The sequence below is a fragment of the Mesorhizobium sp. WSM1386 genome (assembly GCF_055901595.1).
This window is the reverse complement of sequence record NZ_CM148373.1, coordinates 2,492,505-2,508,592: the sequence shown is the minus strand read 5'-3', so window position 1 is coordinate 2,508,592 and position 16,088 is coordinate 2,492,505. Positions and strand designations below refer to the sequence as shown.

Sequence of the window (16,088 nt, the reverse complement as noted above, 5' to 3'; positions counted from 1 at the left end):
CCTGACGAAAAAAGCCCGGTCACCCGGGCTTTCTTGGGGCTTTGCAGAACTTGGTTTCCTCGCCCCCATGTAATGGGGGAGAGGAATCCAATCCTCGCCCGGTCGGCGCCCGATGCCGCCCGATTACGTCACTTGTGCGACAGCGCCTCCAGCGCTTCCGCGGCGGCTTCGAGAATGGCGATCGCCTCGGCCTGCTTTTCAGCCGGGGCATCGACGATCTCACCGAGCGCCGCGCGCAGGCGGTGACGGATGGCACGGAATTCATCGCGCGTTTCCGAGCGTTCGCCACGGCCGCCCCGGCCGCCGCGACGGTCCTCGCTGTCATCGTTCCAGCCAAACCAGTCGCGCGCCTTGGCCATCTTGCGGCCGAAGCGCTCGAGATGGTCGAGCACGCCGTCGATCATCTCGCGGTTATCGGCAAGATGCGTCTGCCCGGCCTCGGTGATGGAAAAGACCTTCTTGTTGCCTTCGCTCGACGAGATGGCATAGCCGGCCTCTTCCAGGAAGGTCAGGGTCGGATAGACCACGCCCGGGCTCGGGCTGTAGATGCCGCTGGTGCGCTCTTCCAGCGCCTTGATGATGTCGTAGCCGTGGCGCGGCGCCTCGGCCAGCAGCGACAGCGTGATCAGCTTAAGGTCGCCGTCGGCCAGCATGCGCCCGGCGCGGAACATGTCGCCCGGGCCGCCGCGCCCGCCACCGCGACCGCCATGGCCGAACGGGCCAAAGCCGCCGCCCCCTCTGCCACCAAATTTGCCGGCCACGTGCATGAACATGCGTTCGCCGAAATGACCGCGCCCGAAATGATTGTCTTTGTGCATTGATTGCTCCTTGAGTTCTATCTTACGATATATCTTAATTAGGCTCATGCCCTCGTGGAGTCAAGATATATCTTACGATGTATCTGATCGCACGCCAAGCGCATGGGTTTGCCGATCCGGGCCTGTCATCTCAGACCAATGCGATGGATAAATTTGACTACCAGCGGCCGTTGTGCCGGTTCCAGGCATAGAGCAGGCCGGCGAAGCGGTCGTAGGCAAACCGCGTCAGCGGCAAGATCAACCGGTTGCCGAATAGGCCCGCCAGCCAGCCCTCGCCCGGCGTCACCTGCCACACGGCAATCGCCACATCGGCGCCGACCAGCAAGCGGCCATCAGCATCGGTGGCGTGCAGCCGCCGGCGGATATCCTCGAGCGAGGCCCCAAATCCGCTGAGCGCCGCCGGTTCCAGGTTGATGTCGCGAAATTCGACCCGCCCGGCCTTGACCGCTTCGATCAGCCGGCGCTTCTGCCTGACGATGCCCGCATCGCAGACCGGGCAGCGCGTATTGTACCAGACGGTCAGCAAGGGTGTGGTTCTATCATGGTCATTTGCCGCGTATGGCCGCCTTCGGCCCGACGCATTTGTTGTCGCGAAACAGCGCCCACTCCTCGCACAGGCGGCCGTTGGGCAAGCGGCAGAATCCATATTCGTTGCCGGCCTTGTCCTTCCTGATTGTCAGGCGCCCGCCAACCTCCCCGCAATGGGCGGATGCTGGATTGGCCATGCCGACCGGTTCTTGTGCGGCGGCGCTGGCTTGGATCGCCACCAAGGACAATGCGGCAAGGCCGATAGCCAACATCGAAGAATTGCTCATCGCGATCTCCCTCGCCGCATTCTATCACGGCGAGGCGTCCCGTCCTGTGGCAAAGCGCCGTCAAGCCGGCACCCGGTCGACTTCCGGAAACCCCGCCGGCCGCTTCATCCAAGCGAAGTGATGATCTCGCGATAAGCGAATTCAGGGAAGGCCTTGAGCGTTCGCGTCCGGATATTGCCACTCGCCGCCAACATCAGCGCGAAACGCGCCAGCACCGCATCGTCGGGCGCTTCGACCACCGCCACCATGTCGTATTCGCCCATGGTCAGGTAGAACGATTTGAACGATCCGCCCATCTCGCCAAGCTGCTTCCTGGCCGCGTCGAGCCGCTTGGGCGAGTCGCGAACGTTTTTCGCGCCCTGCTCGGTCCAGGTCATCAGCATGATGTAGGTCGTCATGGCACACCTCCCTCCGGGGCCACGGAGCACGGCGGCTTCGCCGGGGCGGGCATCCGGGTTGTCGCCCAGAAATTGCATCCGACGCGAAATTATCCTCCCGCAACGACCGTCCCGCAAGCACGTATTCATGCCATCATTTGCAGGCTTGAGGCGACAGTCGGCGGCGACCACGGAAAGCCGGTTCAAAACCCGCCCGATTGCGGCATTCTCCTTCGCGGCCATGGCGGAAATCCCAATCTGACATCCGAGACCGGTCCACCGCCGGAGGGCTTCATGCGCGGGAAAACAGACCTGCCGCCGACCGGGGAGCGTCATCGTCAAGGGAGCGCGGCTGAACGTGCCGTTGAAGAAGCAATTTCCAGCCGGAAACGAAAAAGGGCGCCAGTCGGCGCCCTCAATTCTTCGCGGAGATGAATCCCCGACTCAGCTGTCGAGGAAGCTGCGCAGCTTGCGCGACCTGCTCGGATGCTTGAGCTTGCGCAGCGCCTTGGCTTCGATCTGGCGGATACGCTCGCGGGTGACCGAAAATTGCTGGCCGACTTCTTCCAGCGTATGGTCGGTGTTCATGCCGATGCCGAAGCGCATTCTGAGCACACGCTCCTCGCGGGGCGTCAGCGAGGCGAGCACCCGCGTGGTGGTCTCGCGCAGATTGGCCTGGATCGCCGCGTCGATCGGCAGGATCGCCATCTTGTCCTCGATGAAATCGCCCAGATGCGAATCCTCCTCGTCGCCCACAGGCGTTTCGAGCGAGATCGGCTCCTTGGCGATCTTCAGCACCTTGCGCACTTTTTCGAGCGGCATGGCGAGCTTTTCGGCCAGTTCCTCCGGCGTCGGCTCGCGGCCGATCTCGTGCAGCATCTGGCGCGAGGTGCGCACGATCTTGTTGATCGTCTCGATCATGTGCACCGGGATGCGGATGGTGCGCGCCTGGTCGGCGATCGAACGGGTGATCGCCTGCCGGATCCACCATGTCGCGTAGGTCGAGAACTTGTAACCGCGGCGGTATTCGAATTTGTCGACCGCCTTCATCAGGCCGATATTGCCTTCCTGGATCAGGTCGAGGAATTGCAGGCCGCGATTGGTGTATTTCTTGGCGATGGAGATGACGAGGCGCAGATTGGCCTCGACCATTTCCTTCTTGGCGATCGCGGCCTCGCGCTCACCCTTCTGCACCTGGTTGACGATCTTGCGGAATTCCAGGATCGAGATCGCCGTTTCGGTGGCCAGGTGCTGGATCTCGGCGCGCAGCTCCTTGATCGCATCCTTCTCGTTCTTGGTGAATTCCTTCCAGCCGCGCGAGGTCAGATTGCCGATCGCGCGCGTCCAATTCGGGTCGAGCTCGGAACCCTGATATTCCTTCAGGAACTCCTCGCGGCGCACGCCGTAGCTTTCGGCGAGCCGCAACAGCTTGCCTTCGTTCTGCACCAGCCGCTTGTTGATGTCGTAGAGCTGCTCGACCAGCGCCTCGATGCGCGCGGTGTTGAGCGACAGCGACTTCACCGCCTTGATCAGCTGGTCCTTCAGCTCCTTCAGCCGGCGGTCCTGGCTGGGCGACAGCGTGCCGGCCGCGGCCAGACGGTTCTCGACCTGCTGGTCCTGCAGCTTGCGCAACTTCTTGTAGGTGTCGGCGATGACGTCGAGCGTCTCCATCACCTGCGGGCGGAGTTCCGCTTCCATCGCCGCCAGCGACAGGCTCGCCTCGTCCTCGTCTTCCTCGTCGTCATCCGTCAGGCCGCGCGTATCGGCGCCGACATTGGTGATATCTTCTTCCTCGTCGCGGCCGCGGCGCGGCTTTTCCTCGGCCTTGGGGGCCTCCTCGATGCGTTCGACCACCGGCGCCTGCTTGGCTTCGGGGCCGGCATAAGTGGCTTCCAGGTCGATGATCTCGCGCAGCAGGATCTTGGATTCGTTGAGTTCGTCACGCCAGATGATGATGGCCTGGAAGGTCAGCGGGCTTTCGCACAGGCCGGCGATCATCGTCTCGCGGCCAGCTTCGATGCGCTTGGCTATGGCGATTTCGCCCTCGCGCGACAGAAGCTCGACCGAGCCCATCTCGCGCAGGTACATGCGCACCGGATCGTCGGTGCGGTCAGTCGGCTCTTTCTTGGTGGTGGTGGCGGCGACCGCCGTGCCGGTCTGCTCGGCCAGCTCGTTGGCGTCTTCCTCGGCATCGGCCGCGGTGTCGCCTGCCTCGGCCTCCTCGCCCTGCTCGTCGTCCTCGACGACGTTGATGCCCATGTCGGACAGCATCGCCATCGTGTCCTCGATCTGCTCGGAGGTCACTTCCTCGGAAGGCAGCACCGAATTCAGCTCGTCCATGGTGACATAGCCGCGCTTCTTGGCGGCCTTGATCATCTTCTTGACAGCATCATCGGAAAGGTCGAGCAGAGGGCCATCGGTGGCGCCTTCGCGTTCGGTCTCGACCTCTTCCTTTTCCTTAGTCGCCATAGTTTTTATCTTCTCCTAGCGGCCGGACATCGGGGCCGCGTAAGCTGTCGGACCAGTCAAATCGGGTACGCTCGTTTTTCTAAACGCGCTTCACCGGGCCACGAACCGCATCAACTCTATTGTTTGGTGCATGCCGTTGTCCCAAAACCGGTTTCCATTCTTGGGCGACCACTCTTGGGCGACATGCATTAAGTCCAGATTAACCCTGATATCTGTGGCAGGCGGCCTGCCTGTCCAGTGACCAGTACCTCACATCGCTGCATTCCCGTCGATGCGGGTGCGGGTTAACGTTTCGAATCGTCCTGATTCCGCCATTCTGTCCGAAGGTCAAGCGCCTGTCGCATGATTCGCATGAAAAAAGCGAATCAATTACCCGACTTAGCGCGCCCCGCCCCCTAAGAAGGCACGGCCGCGCTCTCATTCCCGCACTCAGATGCACTTAGGCTCGACCAGCCCTGCCCGAAGAGACGCCAAATCCTTCGATCAGCGCTTCCGTCGCTTGTACATCCCTGAATTGCGCCTGAATTTCGATCAGATGGCGGAAGTTTTCGTCCGAGGGATCCGCTTCGAGCGCCGCTTCCGCCTGTTTCAGCTCCTTATGTAAGGTGCGCGCGCTGCGCTGCAAGTGCAACGCCTGGTTCAGAGCGTCGCGGGCATCGTCGAGTGCCGCCGTCTCCAGCGCCGGCCATTGCCGCGCCCGCCGGATCAGGCCGACGGCACGCTCCCAGATCTCGGCGCAGCCGGCACGCTCGATCGTCGCCACCACGGCTTGGCGGTCATTGGCCATGTCGTGCGCCATGGCGTCGAGGATGGCACCATGCAGCCGCTGCAGATCGGCATTGGCGAGGTCGAGGAACTCGACATGGGCGAAATTCTCGTCGATCAGCGGCGGATGGTTGACCAGCGCGACGATGATCGTCGCCTCGCGTACCGACATCCCCTCGCCGCGCTTGACCAGCGCCGACTGGCCGAGACTTTCGGTGATCGCCATGCGGCCGCTGCCAGCCTTGGCGAACTGCCCGCCGGGTGCGGCCGCCTTGCCCTGCCCGGGTTTCCAGTCCTGACGGTTTTGCCGGGCACCGCGCTGGGAGCCAAAGAAACTCAGCACCCGCTCACGCATCTCTTGGCTGTAGTGATAGCGCAGGCTTTCGTCGCGGATGCGGCTGGTCAGTTCGCGCAGCGTCTTCTCGAGTTCGGCCCGCCGCTCCGGCGTGTCGAAGACGCCGCCTGCCGTCTCGCGCATCCACAAAAGGTCGACCAGCGGCCGCGCGTCGGCCAGCACCGCGCGGAATGCATCCGGCCCCTCGGCCTTGACCAGATCATCGGGATCCTTGCCCTCCGGCAGCAGAGCGAAGCGCGCCGAGCGCCCGGCCTGCACCGATGGTAGCGCGAGATCGGCGGCCCGCCATGCCGCCTTCAGCCCGGCCTTGTCGCCGTCGAAGCACAGCATTGGTTCCGGCGCCATGCGCCACAACAGTTCGAGCTGGTTTTCGGTGAGCGCGGTGCCGAGCGGCGCCACGACATTCTCGAAGCCGGCCTGCGCCAACGCGATCACGTCCATATAGCCTTCGACGGCGATGACCGTGCCGCCCTTGGCGAGCGCCCCCTTTGCCATCGCTTGGCGGGCGCGGGCGAAATTGTAGAGCACATTGCCCTTGTGGAAGAGTTCGGTGTCGGGCGAGTTCATGTATTTGGCCACCGCATCGGCGGCCAGCGCGCGGCCGCCAAAGGCGATGATCTTGCCGCGCGAATCCGGGATCGGGAACATGATGCGGTCGCGGAACCAGTCATAGGAGACCGGGATGTCGTCGCCGTGGCGGACCAGCCCGCAGGCCTCGATGTCCGCCTTCGGCACGCCTTTTGCGGCGAGATGCTCCTTCAGCGCATTGCGGCTGTCAGGGGCGAAGCCGAGCCGGAACGAATGTTGCGTCGCCGGCGTCAGCCCGCGGTCACGCAGATAGGCGCGGGCTTTTGCGCCTTCTGGTCCCTGCAGCCGCTCCTGGAAGAAAGCTGTCGCCATCTCCATGACGTCGGTCAGGCTGGCGCGTTCCTTCTCGCGCTGTTCTTCCCGTTCGTCGCGGACCGGCATCGGCACGCCGGCCATGTCGGCGATCTTCTCGACCGCTTCGGGAAAGCTCAGTCCCTCGAGTTCGGTGAGGAACTTGAAATGGTCGCCCGAGACCGAGCAGCCGAAACAGTGGTAGCGCCCCTTCTTGTCCTCGCAGTGGAAGGATGGGCTCTTCTCGCCATGGAACGGGCAGCAGGCCCAATAGTCGCCGCGCGACGTATTGGTTTTCTTGCGATCCCACGCGACGCGCTGGCCGACGACCTGTGAAATCGGCACGCGGTCGCGGATCTCATCGAGAAAGGCGGGCGGAAAGCGCATTTAGGGAACTCGTTTCGCCACCATATAATCATGCCGGCGAAATCCGACGACCCCCAATACCGGCCATACCCGGTTTTCACAGGGCAAAAAGAAAGGCGGCCGTTGCGGGCCGCCTTCCTTCAAGTCCAGCACTGGGTGCTTTAGTGTGCGGCAAGCGCGCCGAAGATGACGCCGGAGAGGATGCCGACCAGCACGTAGTCGTTGCCGACGCGAATCCATTCCTGGCCGGGGCCCGGGCGGCGCAGGCCGTAGCGGCCGTAGTCGCGAACCGGCCGGTGCTGCCTCCAGCCGGAATATCGCTGGCCGTTGCGCCAGTTGTTCCGCTTCACGATGACTTTCTTCTGAAAGACGCGCTTCTGGATGACGCGCTTCCTAACATTCCGGTGAGTCGGCTTCTGCCAGTCGACCTTGGTGTAATTCGACTGCGGCGCGACCGGCGCGTCGATCGGTGCGGCGTGGCCGGTGAGCGAGGTGGCGGCCAACATCGAGAAAGCAAGCGCGGAAAGGACGATGCGTTTCATGGGAAGTCTCCTTGGGTTGTCGATGTCCCGAGGAGTAGCGGTCAATGGATGAACTGAAACTGAAAACCAGCATTACAATTATGTAATGAATTCCCTAGTTTAGCGCAATGAGCTAAACAGTCACGCAAAGACAGGCACCAAAAGCGCGGCAGAGCTGGCCGAACTGCCGTCCCGCCCGTGGCCCCGAAATGCAACCAATTTCGCCTCCGTCCATTTTCCGACACGGCCCGTCGCGCCCCCGTGGGCCCTTGAAATCGACAAATTTTATTATCCGGCTAAAATATTCCAGCTATTATCCCTGCTACCATCGATGACTGCCATGACCATGATTCGCACCCCAGCTTTCCGCCCTGCCCATCGCGCTGTCCGCGTCGCGGCCCGTTCCTGCGTGCAGGTGCCCCGATGAGCGGTTCCGTCGTCCTTCTGCATCTGGCCGGCGCCGTGGCGCTGATGCTGTTTGCCACCCGCATGGTCAAGACCGGCGTCGAACGCGCCTATGGCGATGTGCTGCGCCACAAATTGCGCGCCACCATGCGCAATCCGATCATGGCGGTGCTGGCCGGCACTGGCCTTGCGATCGCCTTGCAAAGCTCGACCGCGGTCACCCTGCTGGTCGGTTCCTTTGCTGGTTCCGGCATCGTCTCCGGTGCCGCGGGCCAATTGGCGGTGCGCGGCGCCGAGATCGGCTCGGCGCTCGTGGTCAAGCTTTTGACCTTCGATCTGACGCTGCTGGTGCCACTCTGCCTGATCACCGGCACGGTGATGTTCATGGCCACCGAGCGGCGCGACTGGCGCCAGACCGGGCGCATCCTGGTCGGCATCGGCCTTTTGATCCTGTCGCTGGAAATGATCGGCCAGGCGTCGGAGCCGCTGCGCAACAGCCAACTCATGCCGGTCATCATCAACTACTTCTCCAGCGATTCCATCACCGCCTATCTGCTGGCGGCGCTGATCACCTGGCTGTTCCAGTCCAGCATCGCGGCGGTGCTGCTGATGGCAACGCTCGCCGGGCGTGGCCTGATCAGTCCAGAACTCGGCGTCGTCCTCATCCTTGGCGTCAATCTCGGTTCCTCGATCATCGCACCGATGCTGACCCGCTCGGCCGGGCCCGGCGTGCGCGTCGTGCCGATCGGCAATCTCCTGATGCGCGGGCTGGGCTCACTGGTCATGCTGGTCCTGTTCATGATCTTCAGGCCGCATGTCGGCTTCCTCGGCGCGACGGCGTCGGACCAGATCGTCAACGCTCACATCCTGTTCAACGTGATCATCCTGCTCGCCGGCCTGCCGCTGGCCGGTTTCGTCTACCGCGTTTCCGAGAAGATCGTGGCGCTCGGCACCAAAGCCGCGCCGGCCGCCTCCCTCGACATCGTCGAGCTTTCCGCGCTCAACGAAAGCGCGCTCGACGTGCCCAGCCAGGCGCTGGCCAACGCCACGCGCGAGGTGGTGCGGGTGTGCGAGACGGTCGAGATCATGCTGAAGCGCATCATCGAACTCTATGAGAGTGCCGACACCGACAAGATCAAGGCGCTGGCCGCGCTCGACGACCGCGTTGACCGCAAGCACGCGGCCATAAAGCTCTATCTTGCCAAGGTCACCAAGAACCCGCTGACCGAGGACGAGGCGTTGCGCTGCCAGGAACTGATCGGCGCCTGCGTCAAGCTGGAGCAGGTCGGCGACATCATCGTGCGCAACATGCTGGTGCATGTGAAGAAGAAGTTCGACCGCGGCCTGGAATTCACCGACGAAGGCTGGAGCGAATTGTGCGCCTTCCACGGCTCGGTGCTGGCCAACGCCCGGCTTGCCTTCAACGTGCTGGTGTCGCGCGATCCCGAAACCGCCCGTCAGTTGGTGCTGGAAAAGGACCAGTTGCGTGACCGCGAGAAGGAAACCAGCGCCAGCCATTTCCTGCGGCTGCGCGAGGGTACGGCCAAGAGCGTCGAAACCAGCTCGATCCACCTCGACACCATCCGCGACCTGAAGCAGATCAACTCGCTGCTGGCGTCGATGGCCTATCCCGTCCTGGAAGAGCGCGGCCTGCTGACAGGATCGAGGTTGAAGGCCAGTTAAAGCGTTGAAGCTGCCAATCTCCTCCCAAGTGGGGGAGATGTCCGGCAGGACAGAGGGGGCGCCGTAGAGCGCGGCCTTTGATCGCCTTTTGGTTTTTTAATCTGCCGCAGGCGTCAGTCCCCGGGGCAGAAAATTGATAGGGTGGCGGGACAGCGCCCCTCTCTGGCCTGCCGGCAATCTCCCCCACTTGGGAGGAGATTGGCAGCTTCACTGCCTTGCACCCTCACTGAAGAAAACCTAAACCGACGCCCACAATTTCTGGATTGCCCGCAAGGCCCATCCGTGGTTTGAGGCCGTTCCAGCCAAGGCTTTTCCCATGTCGCTTCCACTCATCGCCCTGTTCATCGCCGCTTTCGCCTTCGGCACCACCGAGTTCGTCATCGCCGGCGTGCTGCCGCAGGTGGCACAGGGGCTCGGCGTCTCGGTTCCCACATCGGGTTATCTCGTCTCGGGCTACGCCTGCGGCATCGCCATTGGCGGACCGCTGCTGGCGCTCGCCACCAAATCGATCTCGCGCAAGACCTTGCTGCTCGGTCTCGCCATCGCCTTCACCATCGGCCAGGCGGCCTGCGCACTGGCGCCGGACTTCACCTCGATGCTCTTGTTGCGCATTGCCGTCGCGGTCGCGCATGGCGCCTATTTCGGCGTCGCCATGGTGGTGGCGGTCGGCCTGGTGCGCGAGGACCAGCGTGGCATGGCGGTCGCCGTCATCCTGTCCGGCCTGACCGTCTCCAACGTCATCGGCGTGCCGGCGGGTACCGCGATCGGCAACATCTGGGGCTGGCGCGCGACCTTCTGGGTGATGTGCGCGCTGGGCGTCGCGGCAACTTTTGCCATGGCGGCCCTTCTGCCGCGCACCACGGGGTATCAAGCGAAGCATGCCGGCCTTGCCCGCGAGGTCCGCGTGCTGGCGCGCCAGCAGGTCTGGACCTCGCTGATCCTGATGCTGATGCTGATGATCGGCCAGTTCGGCCTGTTCACCTACATCACCCCGACATTGCTTGAGATCACCGGGCTCGACGAGGACCTGGTGCCCTGGGTGCTGCTGCTCAATGGCGTCGGCGCCACGCTCGGCGTCTTCCTCGGCGGCAAGCTCTCCGACTGGAAACTGATGCCCTCGCTGATCACCATGCTTGGCCTGCAGACGGTGACGCTGGCGGTGATCTATGCCGTCAGCCCCTATCCCCTGCCGATGACCGTTGCGATCGTCATCTGGGGCGGCCTCAACTTCGCCATCGGCACGCCGATCCAGACCCGCATCCTGGCCTGGACCGCGGACGCATCGAACCTCGCCTCATCGCTGATCCCGTCCGGCTTCAATGTCGGCATCGCGCTGGCGGCGTCGCTGGGTGCCGCCATGCTGAACAGCGGCTTCGGCTATCGCAGCCTGCCGCTGCTTGGCGCTTTCGCGATGCTGGTCGCCGTGCTCGTGGCACTCGCCTCGTATTTCTGGGAAGCGCGCAGCAACGCCACGCCGCCGCTGACGGCCGCCGCCGAGTAGCGCCTCAAGCTACCCGTCGGCGCCCTGTCCGACCACGCGCTGTGTGCCGACGAGCACGGGTGAGGATGGCGCCGGCTACAGCCCGATCCGGAACCGCAAACTCTCCGCCCCGCCATAGGCGGCATCCTCGAAGAAGCGCTCGACCAGCCTGCCGCCATTGGCCAGGATCACCTTGTGCGACGCCGGGTTGCCCGGCTTGGCGGTGATCTCGACGTGAGCCAGGCCAACCGCCCTCGCCTCGTCCAGCATCAGCCGCAGCGCCTCGGTCGCGTAGCCGCGCCGCCGCTTCCACGGCACCACCGCATAGCCTATATGGCCAAGCACATGCGGCGGCAGTTCCGCCGTGCCCTTCTGCCAACGCAAGCCGATCGAGCCCGATGCCTCGCCGTCCCAAATCCAGCGACGGAAACCCGGCAGGCGTGGCACTTTCGTCCCGTCGGGCAAGGTGATCGGGCCACCTTTCGCCTCGGGATCATCGAGGCTGGCCAGGAACGCCACTGGATCCTTCTCTATCGCCGCAAGTTGTTCGCGCGTCGCCTGCAGGAGCCGCACATTGTCCGGCGACCAGCCGCGCTCTAGCGCCGCCTTGTAGGACGGCAGATGTTCAAGCGTGGGTCTGACGATCTCGACCATGATCCATGCTCTCCTCAGAAAGCATGCATAATCGCAGCCGGGAGAGCGCTCAACCCATTGTCGCAAGCCTTGGACCAGCATCCCGGTCTAAGGGCGGCTTGCACGCCGACCTCGGTTCGTTTGAACTTGCGTGCCCGCTAAACAAGATGTGTTTCGCCGATTGCCACGAGACATTTTATGATTGAGTCGCGTGCGGCAAACACCGCAAGGATTCGCATGGCTTCGGCGGGAGAATTGAACCGGTGCGGTTGAGATCTGTCCCTTTGGGTATCGTCGCCGGCTTGTTGCTTGTCGTCATCGCCTTGACGGCCGTCCGGTCGTTCGCCGCACCATCCGATATTCCGGCCTGGCTGCAGGCTCATGTCGGCGACGGCGATGGCCAGATCTCGCAAGTGGTGCTGGAGCGGGCGCGAGCGCTTTACCGTGAGAAGGTCGCGCAAGGCGCGGTCAGGAACCCCTGCTATTTTGCCATGGATGCCACGCGTCCCGGCGATCTGGGCAACGGCGTGCTGGGGCGCCGGTATTACGTCGTGTGCGAAGCCAGCCAGTCGTTTCGCGCCATCTCGTCGGGGCATGGCGGCGGCCGCAACCTGAAAGGCACGGTCGATTTCTCAAATGGCAGGCGCTGTTCGAAGAACTTCGGCAATGCCATGGATTCGGAGCTGACGGCCGGCGGCGCCTACATGACCCGCGAGGCGAAAACCTCGTTCAAGGGCTACTACCGCACCGGCGCGAAGCAGGACGTGGCCTTCCAGCGCACCTTCATACAGTTCGACGGCGAAGGCGAAGCGGCCAACGCCAGGCAGCGCGTGATCGGCGGCCATGCCGCGCAGGTGCTGCGCGGCATGTGCATGCGCAAAAGCCCGAACAGCTCCTATGCCGACCACGATGGTCTGGTGCCGTTCGGCAAGCTGGTGGACTATGCCGGCGGCCGCAGCAATGGCTGCACCAGCTGGTTGCCGGCGGATGCGCGGCAGATCATCGCGATGGTCAAGGATAACCCGACGACGCTCTACATCTACCCCGAATCGCGCGACATCGCCGCCGTCGCGCAAGCATCGGCCAAAAGCCATTCGCTGTCCGGCACCGATCTCTACTGGAACGCATCATGCCTGAAGGAAATCGGCACGCCGAAATTCTGGCCGCGAAAAACTCTCGAGCCGATCATCGTGCAATACAAGAAAGACCATCCAGCGGCACCGTCGCAACCAGTGCCGATCTGCAAGGAGCCGTGAGGACCGGTCGCGAACCGCCTGTGGGACCATATCCAGCAGGAGGCGCCGGCATTGCGCCGCGCCTTGGAGTCTCGGAGGCCCGACGGAGAGATACCGACCAACCAGTCGCGAAAGGCGCAAGCGGAAACCGGTCGTTGATGACGGGCAGTGTAGTGCCAGAACCTCTCGGGTCCCGTCCAGCGATCACTTCTTGACATACGCTCCCGGCTGGCGGCCGCTCTTCGGAGCTTTGGCGTCCTTGGAACGCTCCGCGACAGCGGGGCCGGCACCGGACGTCTTTTCGGTTGCCGGGCTCGGCGTGACTAGCCTTGGCGGGTTTTGTCCCTCCGACTGGCGGGTGCGGTCTTCTACTTCATCCTTCCCGCGGGTGAGCCCCATCCCCCCGGCAGGCTGCTTGTTGCCGGCCGCGTCCTGGGAGAATTCATCAGACGCGTCGGCACCGGTCTTCGCCGGATACTTCCTCGCACCGGTTTCATAGCGGGTTTCGTTCTCAGTCATGACATCTCTCCAGTTGCATGACTGATAAACATCCCGGAGGTATCCAAGTTCCACTCCCGACCTGGATTCGGCGGCGCCAGGTCAGCTGAAATCGCTACGGAACTGAATGACTGTAGCGTATCGCAAGATACTGACTCGGCTCCCTTCCGCGTCCGGCAAGGATCCGGTGTTCCCGAAAAGTCAATCTAGGTCGATTCTGACTCCGGATAGCGGAGAAAAATGACTCTATCTCCAAGTTTTACGGCGAAAGCCTGACTCACCACTTCTAGACAGCCAAGTCCCTAGAAAATGGCCGATTCTCGCCTCTATAGAAGCCGCCAGGTGGGTCGAGAGTCTCGTAGGCCGCGGACCCAATCGGCATCTTTGACGTCTCTCATTCTCCGGGCATTTGCGACCGACCGGGTCTTCAGGGAAAGGAGCATCGAACGGCCAAAGAACGCTGGACGGTCGGATCATCCATATTGAGCATAGCGCCCCGAGCGTTTTCTATCGCATCTACCCATGCGTCCCGCATTCGCTGGAAGGCGTCGAGGGTCCTCGTGATCTGCTCCAAAGGCGCCTTCGGTGAAGATGTCGCTCTCGACGATGAAGTCCAGGCTGGCTAGCTGTCCGCTTTCGACCGCACTGAAGGCCACTCCTACCCTCGAAGACCGGCCGCTCAGAATACCGCTCAAGCAAGCCTTGGCGGACGGTGTATCGTTTTGCCAGCACGTCGTCGAATGGCCAAGGCGACTGTGCCGGCAGGTCGGCAAGAATCGCAGCGTAGGGCTATGTCCGCCATGGATGATGGGTTTCTCCCTCTTGCGAGAGACAGAAAAACGATCAGGCCATGGTCGCCAGCTTCTGGACGATGGCCTTGAAGCCGTCTGACAGCATCGGTTCAATGAAGCGCCAAGGGACACGGACTTCATGGGAACCGAAGACGTAGGGCAGCACATCGTAGGGTGAGAAGTTGAAGGTCATACCCTGTCGGTCGAAATTGAACTGCCCCAGCAGCTTCCAGACCTGCTCGTCGGTTTCCTTGTAGCCTTCGAAGAACGCATCTTGTTCGATCTCGCCGGCGAATTCGGCGAGGATGACCTTCTCACAATAGGCGAGGACCTTGTTGGCGTCGTCCACCGAGTGCCCGAGCATCTGCTCGATGGAAGCGGCTCCCGGTCCCTCCCCGAAGAAGTTCAGGGTGGTGATGTAGTGGTTCGGGTGTGCTGCGCGAGCGAAGCCGAGATAGGTGTAGAAGCGCACGGAGAGCATGTCGCCGTTCCGAAATACCTCTTCCGCGTTGATCGACCATTCGTGTTTCAGCCCTTCCCCGCTCGGTGGGCCGTCTTCCGCGAACAGTGTCTTGAAGTCGCTGCGCGCGTCATAGAAGCCCCGCAGGGACTCGGCGGCCAGCGAGCCGTTGACGAAGGTCCAGTAGAGGCCTTCCTCTTCATAGCGGAGGTATTCTCCCCGGCATTCGTAGGCGTCGGTGACGTCCTCGAATTCGATCTTCTGTAGTCCTGGCAGCGGCTTCTCCTCGGTGATTGTCGGCATCTGCGGCGCGGTGATTTCTCCGGATAGCTGTGCCCGGCGTTTCTCGACGCCTTCCGAAAGGCGGTCCCGCCATCCGTTGCCAAAATCAAAGTACTGAAATCGGGTGAGTTCGACGGGCATCTTGATCGGTTCGAGCCGGATCGGGATCACGTAGAGCGATCCGAGCGGCTGATCCTCGACGAGCCTCAGCGTCTGCCGTATCTCACGATTGACGACCCCGGCTCGCTTGAGGATAGCTTCAGAGCACAGATGGACAACGAGTTCCGCCTCGCGCTGACCTTTCTCCCGCTCCTGATCCCAGTCGGTTCCGGCGACGAGCGAAACCTTGTCGAACCAGACAGCGTCGCCTTTCGACTTGAGAAAGTTATAGACTTCCCGCGCGGTCTTTTCGTGCTCGGAAGGATATCCCAGAAATATCTTCAATCGGTTCCTCTCTTGTCGATCATCGGCACCCTACCATGCTGTCTCTTGGTGATAGGCGCCACGTGCTATCCCGCTGCGACCGCGCAATTCCCGGCTACAAAGTCTCCAGGTCCGGCATGCCTCTGTTCGCTTCCGCCCACTCTGCAAGTCCGGTGCTCAGGAACAGCCGCGCATATTCGCGTTCCTGGTCCTTCGTCGATCGCCTCGACAGGATGACGGCGGTGCCGTCGTTCCGGGCCTGCCTGTCGACTTCAAAAGGATTCGGGTGGAGCCGATCCCGGCCCCACTTGCGCAGGTCCTCGACGTGCCCCTCGGCGAAGAAGAAGCAGGCTGCCGACATTTCATACCGGAGCCACCCGAGCTTCCTTCCGGCCGTACCGATGTACTGGACGGCCTTAGCGGCCTCCTTGCGCTCCAGCAGCCCAATGATCATGTCGATAGCCGCCGTTTCGTCCTCGCAGCCTGCAAAAGACAGAAGCCATTGCTCGTACTTCCGAAGCTCGGTGAGGAACTTACAGCTTGCCCGGATGAGGGCGTCGCCGCGCAGGTTGCCGAAGTGGCTATCCCGCGCGACCTTCTTCGGCAGCCGGTCATCGTATCGAGCTGCCTCGTTGTCGATCATCTCAGTGAGGATGTATTCGCCACCGGTCTTCCTGACCAGTCGCAGCGCCTTCTGGATCGACGGCGCCCCCTGCTTGAAGTCGTGAAAGATCCCTTCAATCTCGTTCGCGACGGGCTTGAGCGCTTCCATCTCCCGCAGCATACCAGGAACGTGGGTCAGCCGCGCCATGAGGAAATCCTCCTGGTGCCGC

General features: G+C 62.7%; 14 protein-coding genes. 3 read left to right on the top strand and 11 right to left on the bottom strand.

What is annotated here, in order from left to right; translation table 11 throughout:
• Positions 1-128 precede the first annotated feature (128 nt).
• From AC0NIH_RS12275 to AC0NIH_RS12245, 7 genes are all read right to left on the bottom strand, one after another.
• On the bottom strand, positions 129-818 hold the full coding sequence (locus AC0NIH_RS12275; protein WP_473461274.1) for a PadR family transcriptional regulator: 690 nt from the start codon (positions 816-818) through the stop codon (positions 129-131).
• Between the two features lie 157 nt (positions 819-975).
• A complete protein-coding gene (locus tag AC0NIH_RS12270; protein ID WP_473461271.1) occupies positions 976-1,344 on the bottom strand; it encodes a thiol-disulfide oxidoreductase DCC family protein in 369 nt (122 codons plus the stop codon).
• Between the two features lie 19 nt (positions 1,345-1,363).
• Positions 1,364-1,633, bottom strand: coding sequence for a putative hemolysin (locus tag AC0NIH_RS12265; RefSeq protein ID WP_473461268.1), 270 nt, complete (start codon positions 1,631-1,633; stop codon positions 1,364-1,366).
• Positions 1,634-1,737: 104 nt separating this feature from the next.
• The gene (locus AC0NIH_RS12260; RefSeq protein ID WP_013893642.1) at positions 1,738-2,031 is read right to left on the bottom strand and encodes a GYD domain-containing protein; all 294 of its coding nucleotides are present in this window, start codon (positions 2,029-2,031) and stop codon (positions 1,738-1,740) included.
• 423 nt (positions 2,032-2,454) lie between these two features.
• On the bottom strand, positions 2,455-4,479 hold the full coding sequence (gene rpoD, locus AC0NIH_RS12255) for an RNA polymerase sigma factor RpoD (protein WP_013893641.1): 2,025 nt from the start codon (positions 4,477-4,479) through the stop codon (positions 2,455-2,457).
• A 439-nt stretch (positions 4,480-4,918) separates the two neighbouring features.
• Positions 4,919-6,865, bottom strand: coding sequence for a DNA primase (dnaG, locus tag AC0NIH_RS12250; protein ID WP_473461265.1), 1,947 nt, complete (start codon positions 6,863-6,865; stop codon positions 4,919-4,921).
• 140 nt (positions 6,866-7,005) lie between these two features.
• A complete protein-coding gene (locus AC0NIH_RS12245) occupies positions 7,006-7,386 on the bottom strand; it encodes an RcnB family protein (RefSeq protein WP_473461262.1) in 381 nt (126 codons plus the stop codon).
• A 402-nt stretch (positions 7,387-7,788) separates the two neighbouring features.
• Between AC0NIH_RS12245 and AC0NIH_RS12240 the strand changes: the two genes are divergently transcribed.
• Positions 7,789-9,453 carry a Na/Pi cotransporter family protein gene (locus AC0NIH_RS12240; RefSeq protein ID WP_473461260.1) on the top strand — a complete coding sequence of 555 codons (1,665 nt, stop codon included), beginning with the start codon at positions 7,789-7,791 and terminating at the stop codon, positions 9,451-9,453.
• Between the two features lie 316 nt (positions 9,454-9,769).
• On the top strand, positions 9,770-10,954 hold the full coding sequence (locus AC0NIH_RS12235) for an MFS transporter (protein ID WP_473461257.1): 1,185 nt from the start codon (positions 9,770-9,772) through the stop codon (positions 10,952-10,954).
• 75 nt (positions 10,955-11,029) lie between these two features.
• On the opposite strand, the gene AC0NIH_RS12230 is transcribed toward AC0NIH_RS12235, so the two are convergent.
• Positions 11,030-11,587 (bottom strand): GNAT family N-acetyltransferase, encoded by a 558-nt coding sequence (locus AC0NIH_RS12230; RefSeq protein WP_473461254.1) that lies wholly within the window; start codon positions 11,585-11,587, stop codon positions 11,030-11,032.
• A 242-nt stretch (positions 11,588-11,829) separates the two neighbouring features.
• Here AC0NIH_RS12230 and AC0NIH_RS12225 point away from each other — a divergent pair, with 242 nt between their 5' ends.
• Complete coding sequence (locus AC0NIH_RS12225; RefSeq protein WP_473461252.1) at positions 11,830-12,822, top strand: hypothetical protein; 993 nt, start codon at positions 11,830-11,832, stop codon at positions 12,820-12,822.
• 183 nt (positions 12,823-13,005) lie between these two features.
• On the opposite strand, the gene AC0NIH_RS12220 is transcribed toward AC0NIH_RS12225, so the two are convergent.
• The 3 genes from AC0NIH_RS12220 to AC0NIH_RS12210 form a co-directional block, all read right to left on the bottom strand.
• A complete protein-coding gene (locus tag AC0NIH_RS12220; RefSeq protein WP_023767121.1) occupies positions 13,006-13,320 on the bottom strand; it encodes a hypothetical protein in 315 nt (104 codons plus the stop codon).
• Positions 13,321-14,142: 822 nt separating this feature from the next.
• Entirely contained in the window at positions 14,143-15,276 is a 1,134-nt protein-coding gene (locus AC0NIH_RS12215; RefSeq protein ID WP_473461249.1) for a TIR domain-containing protein, read from the bottom strand.
• Between the two features lie 94 nt (positions 15,277-15,370).
• Positions 15,371-16,066: a hypothetical protein gene (locus tag AC0NIH_RS12210; protein ID WP_473461247.1), complete on the bottom strand. Its 696-nt coding sequence runs from the start codon at positions 16,064-16,066 to the stop codon at positions 15,371-15,373.
• Positions 16,067-16,088: the final 22 nt, after the last annotated feature.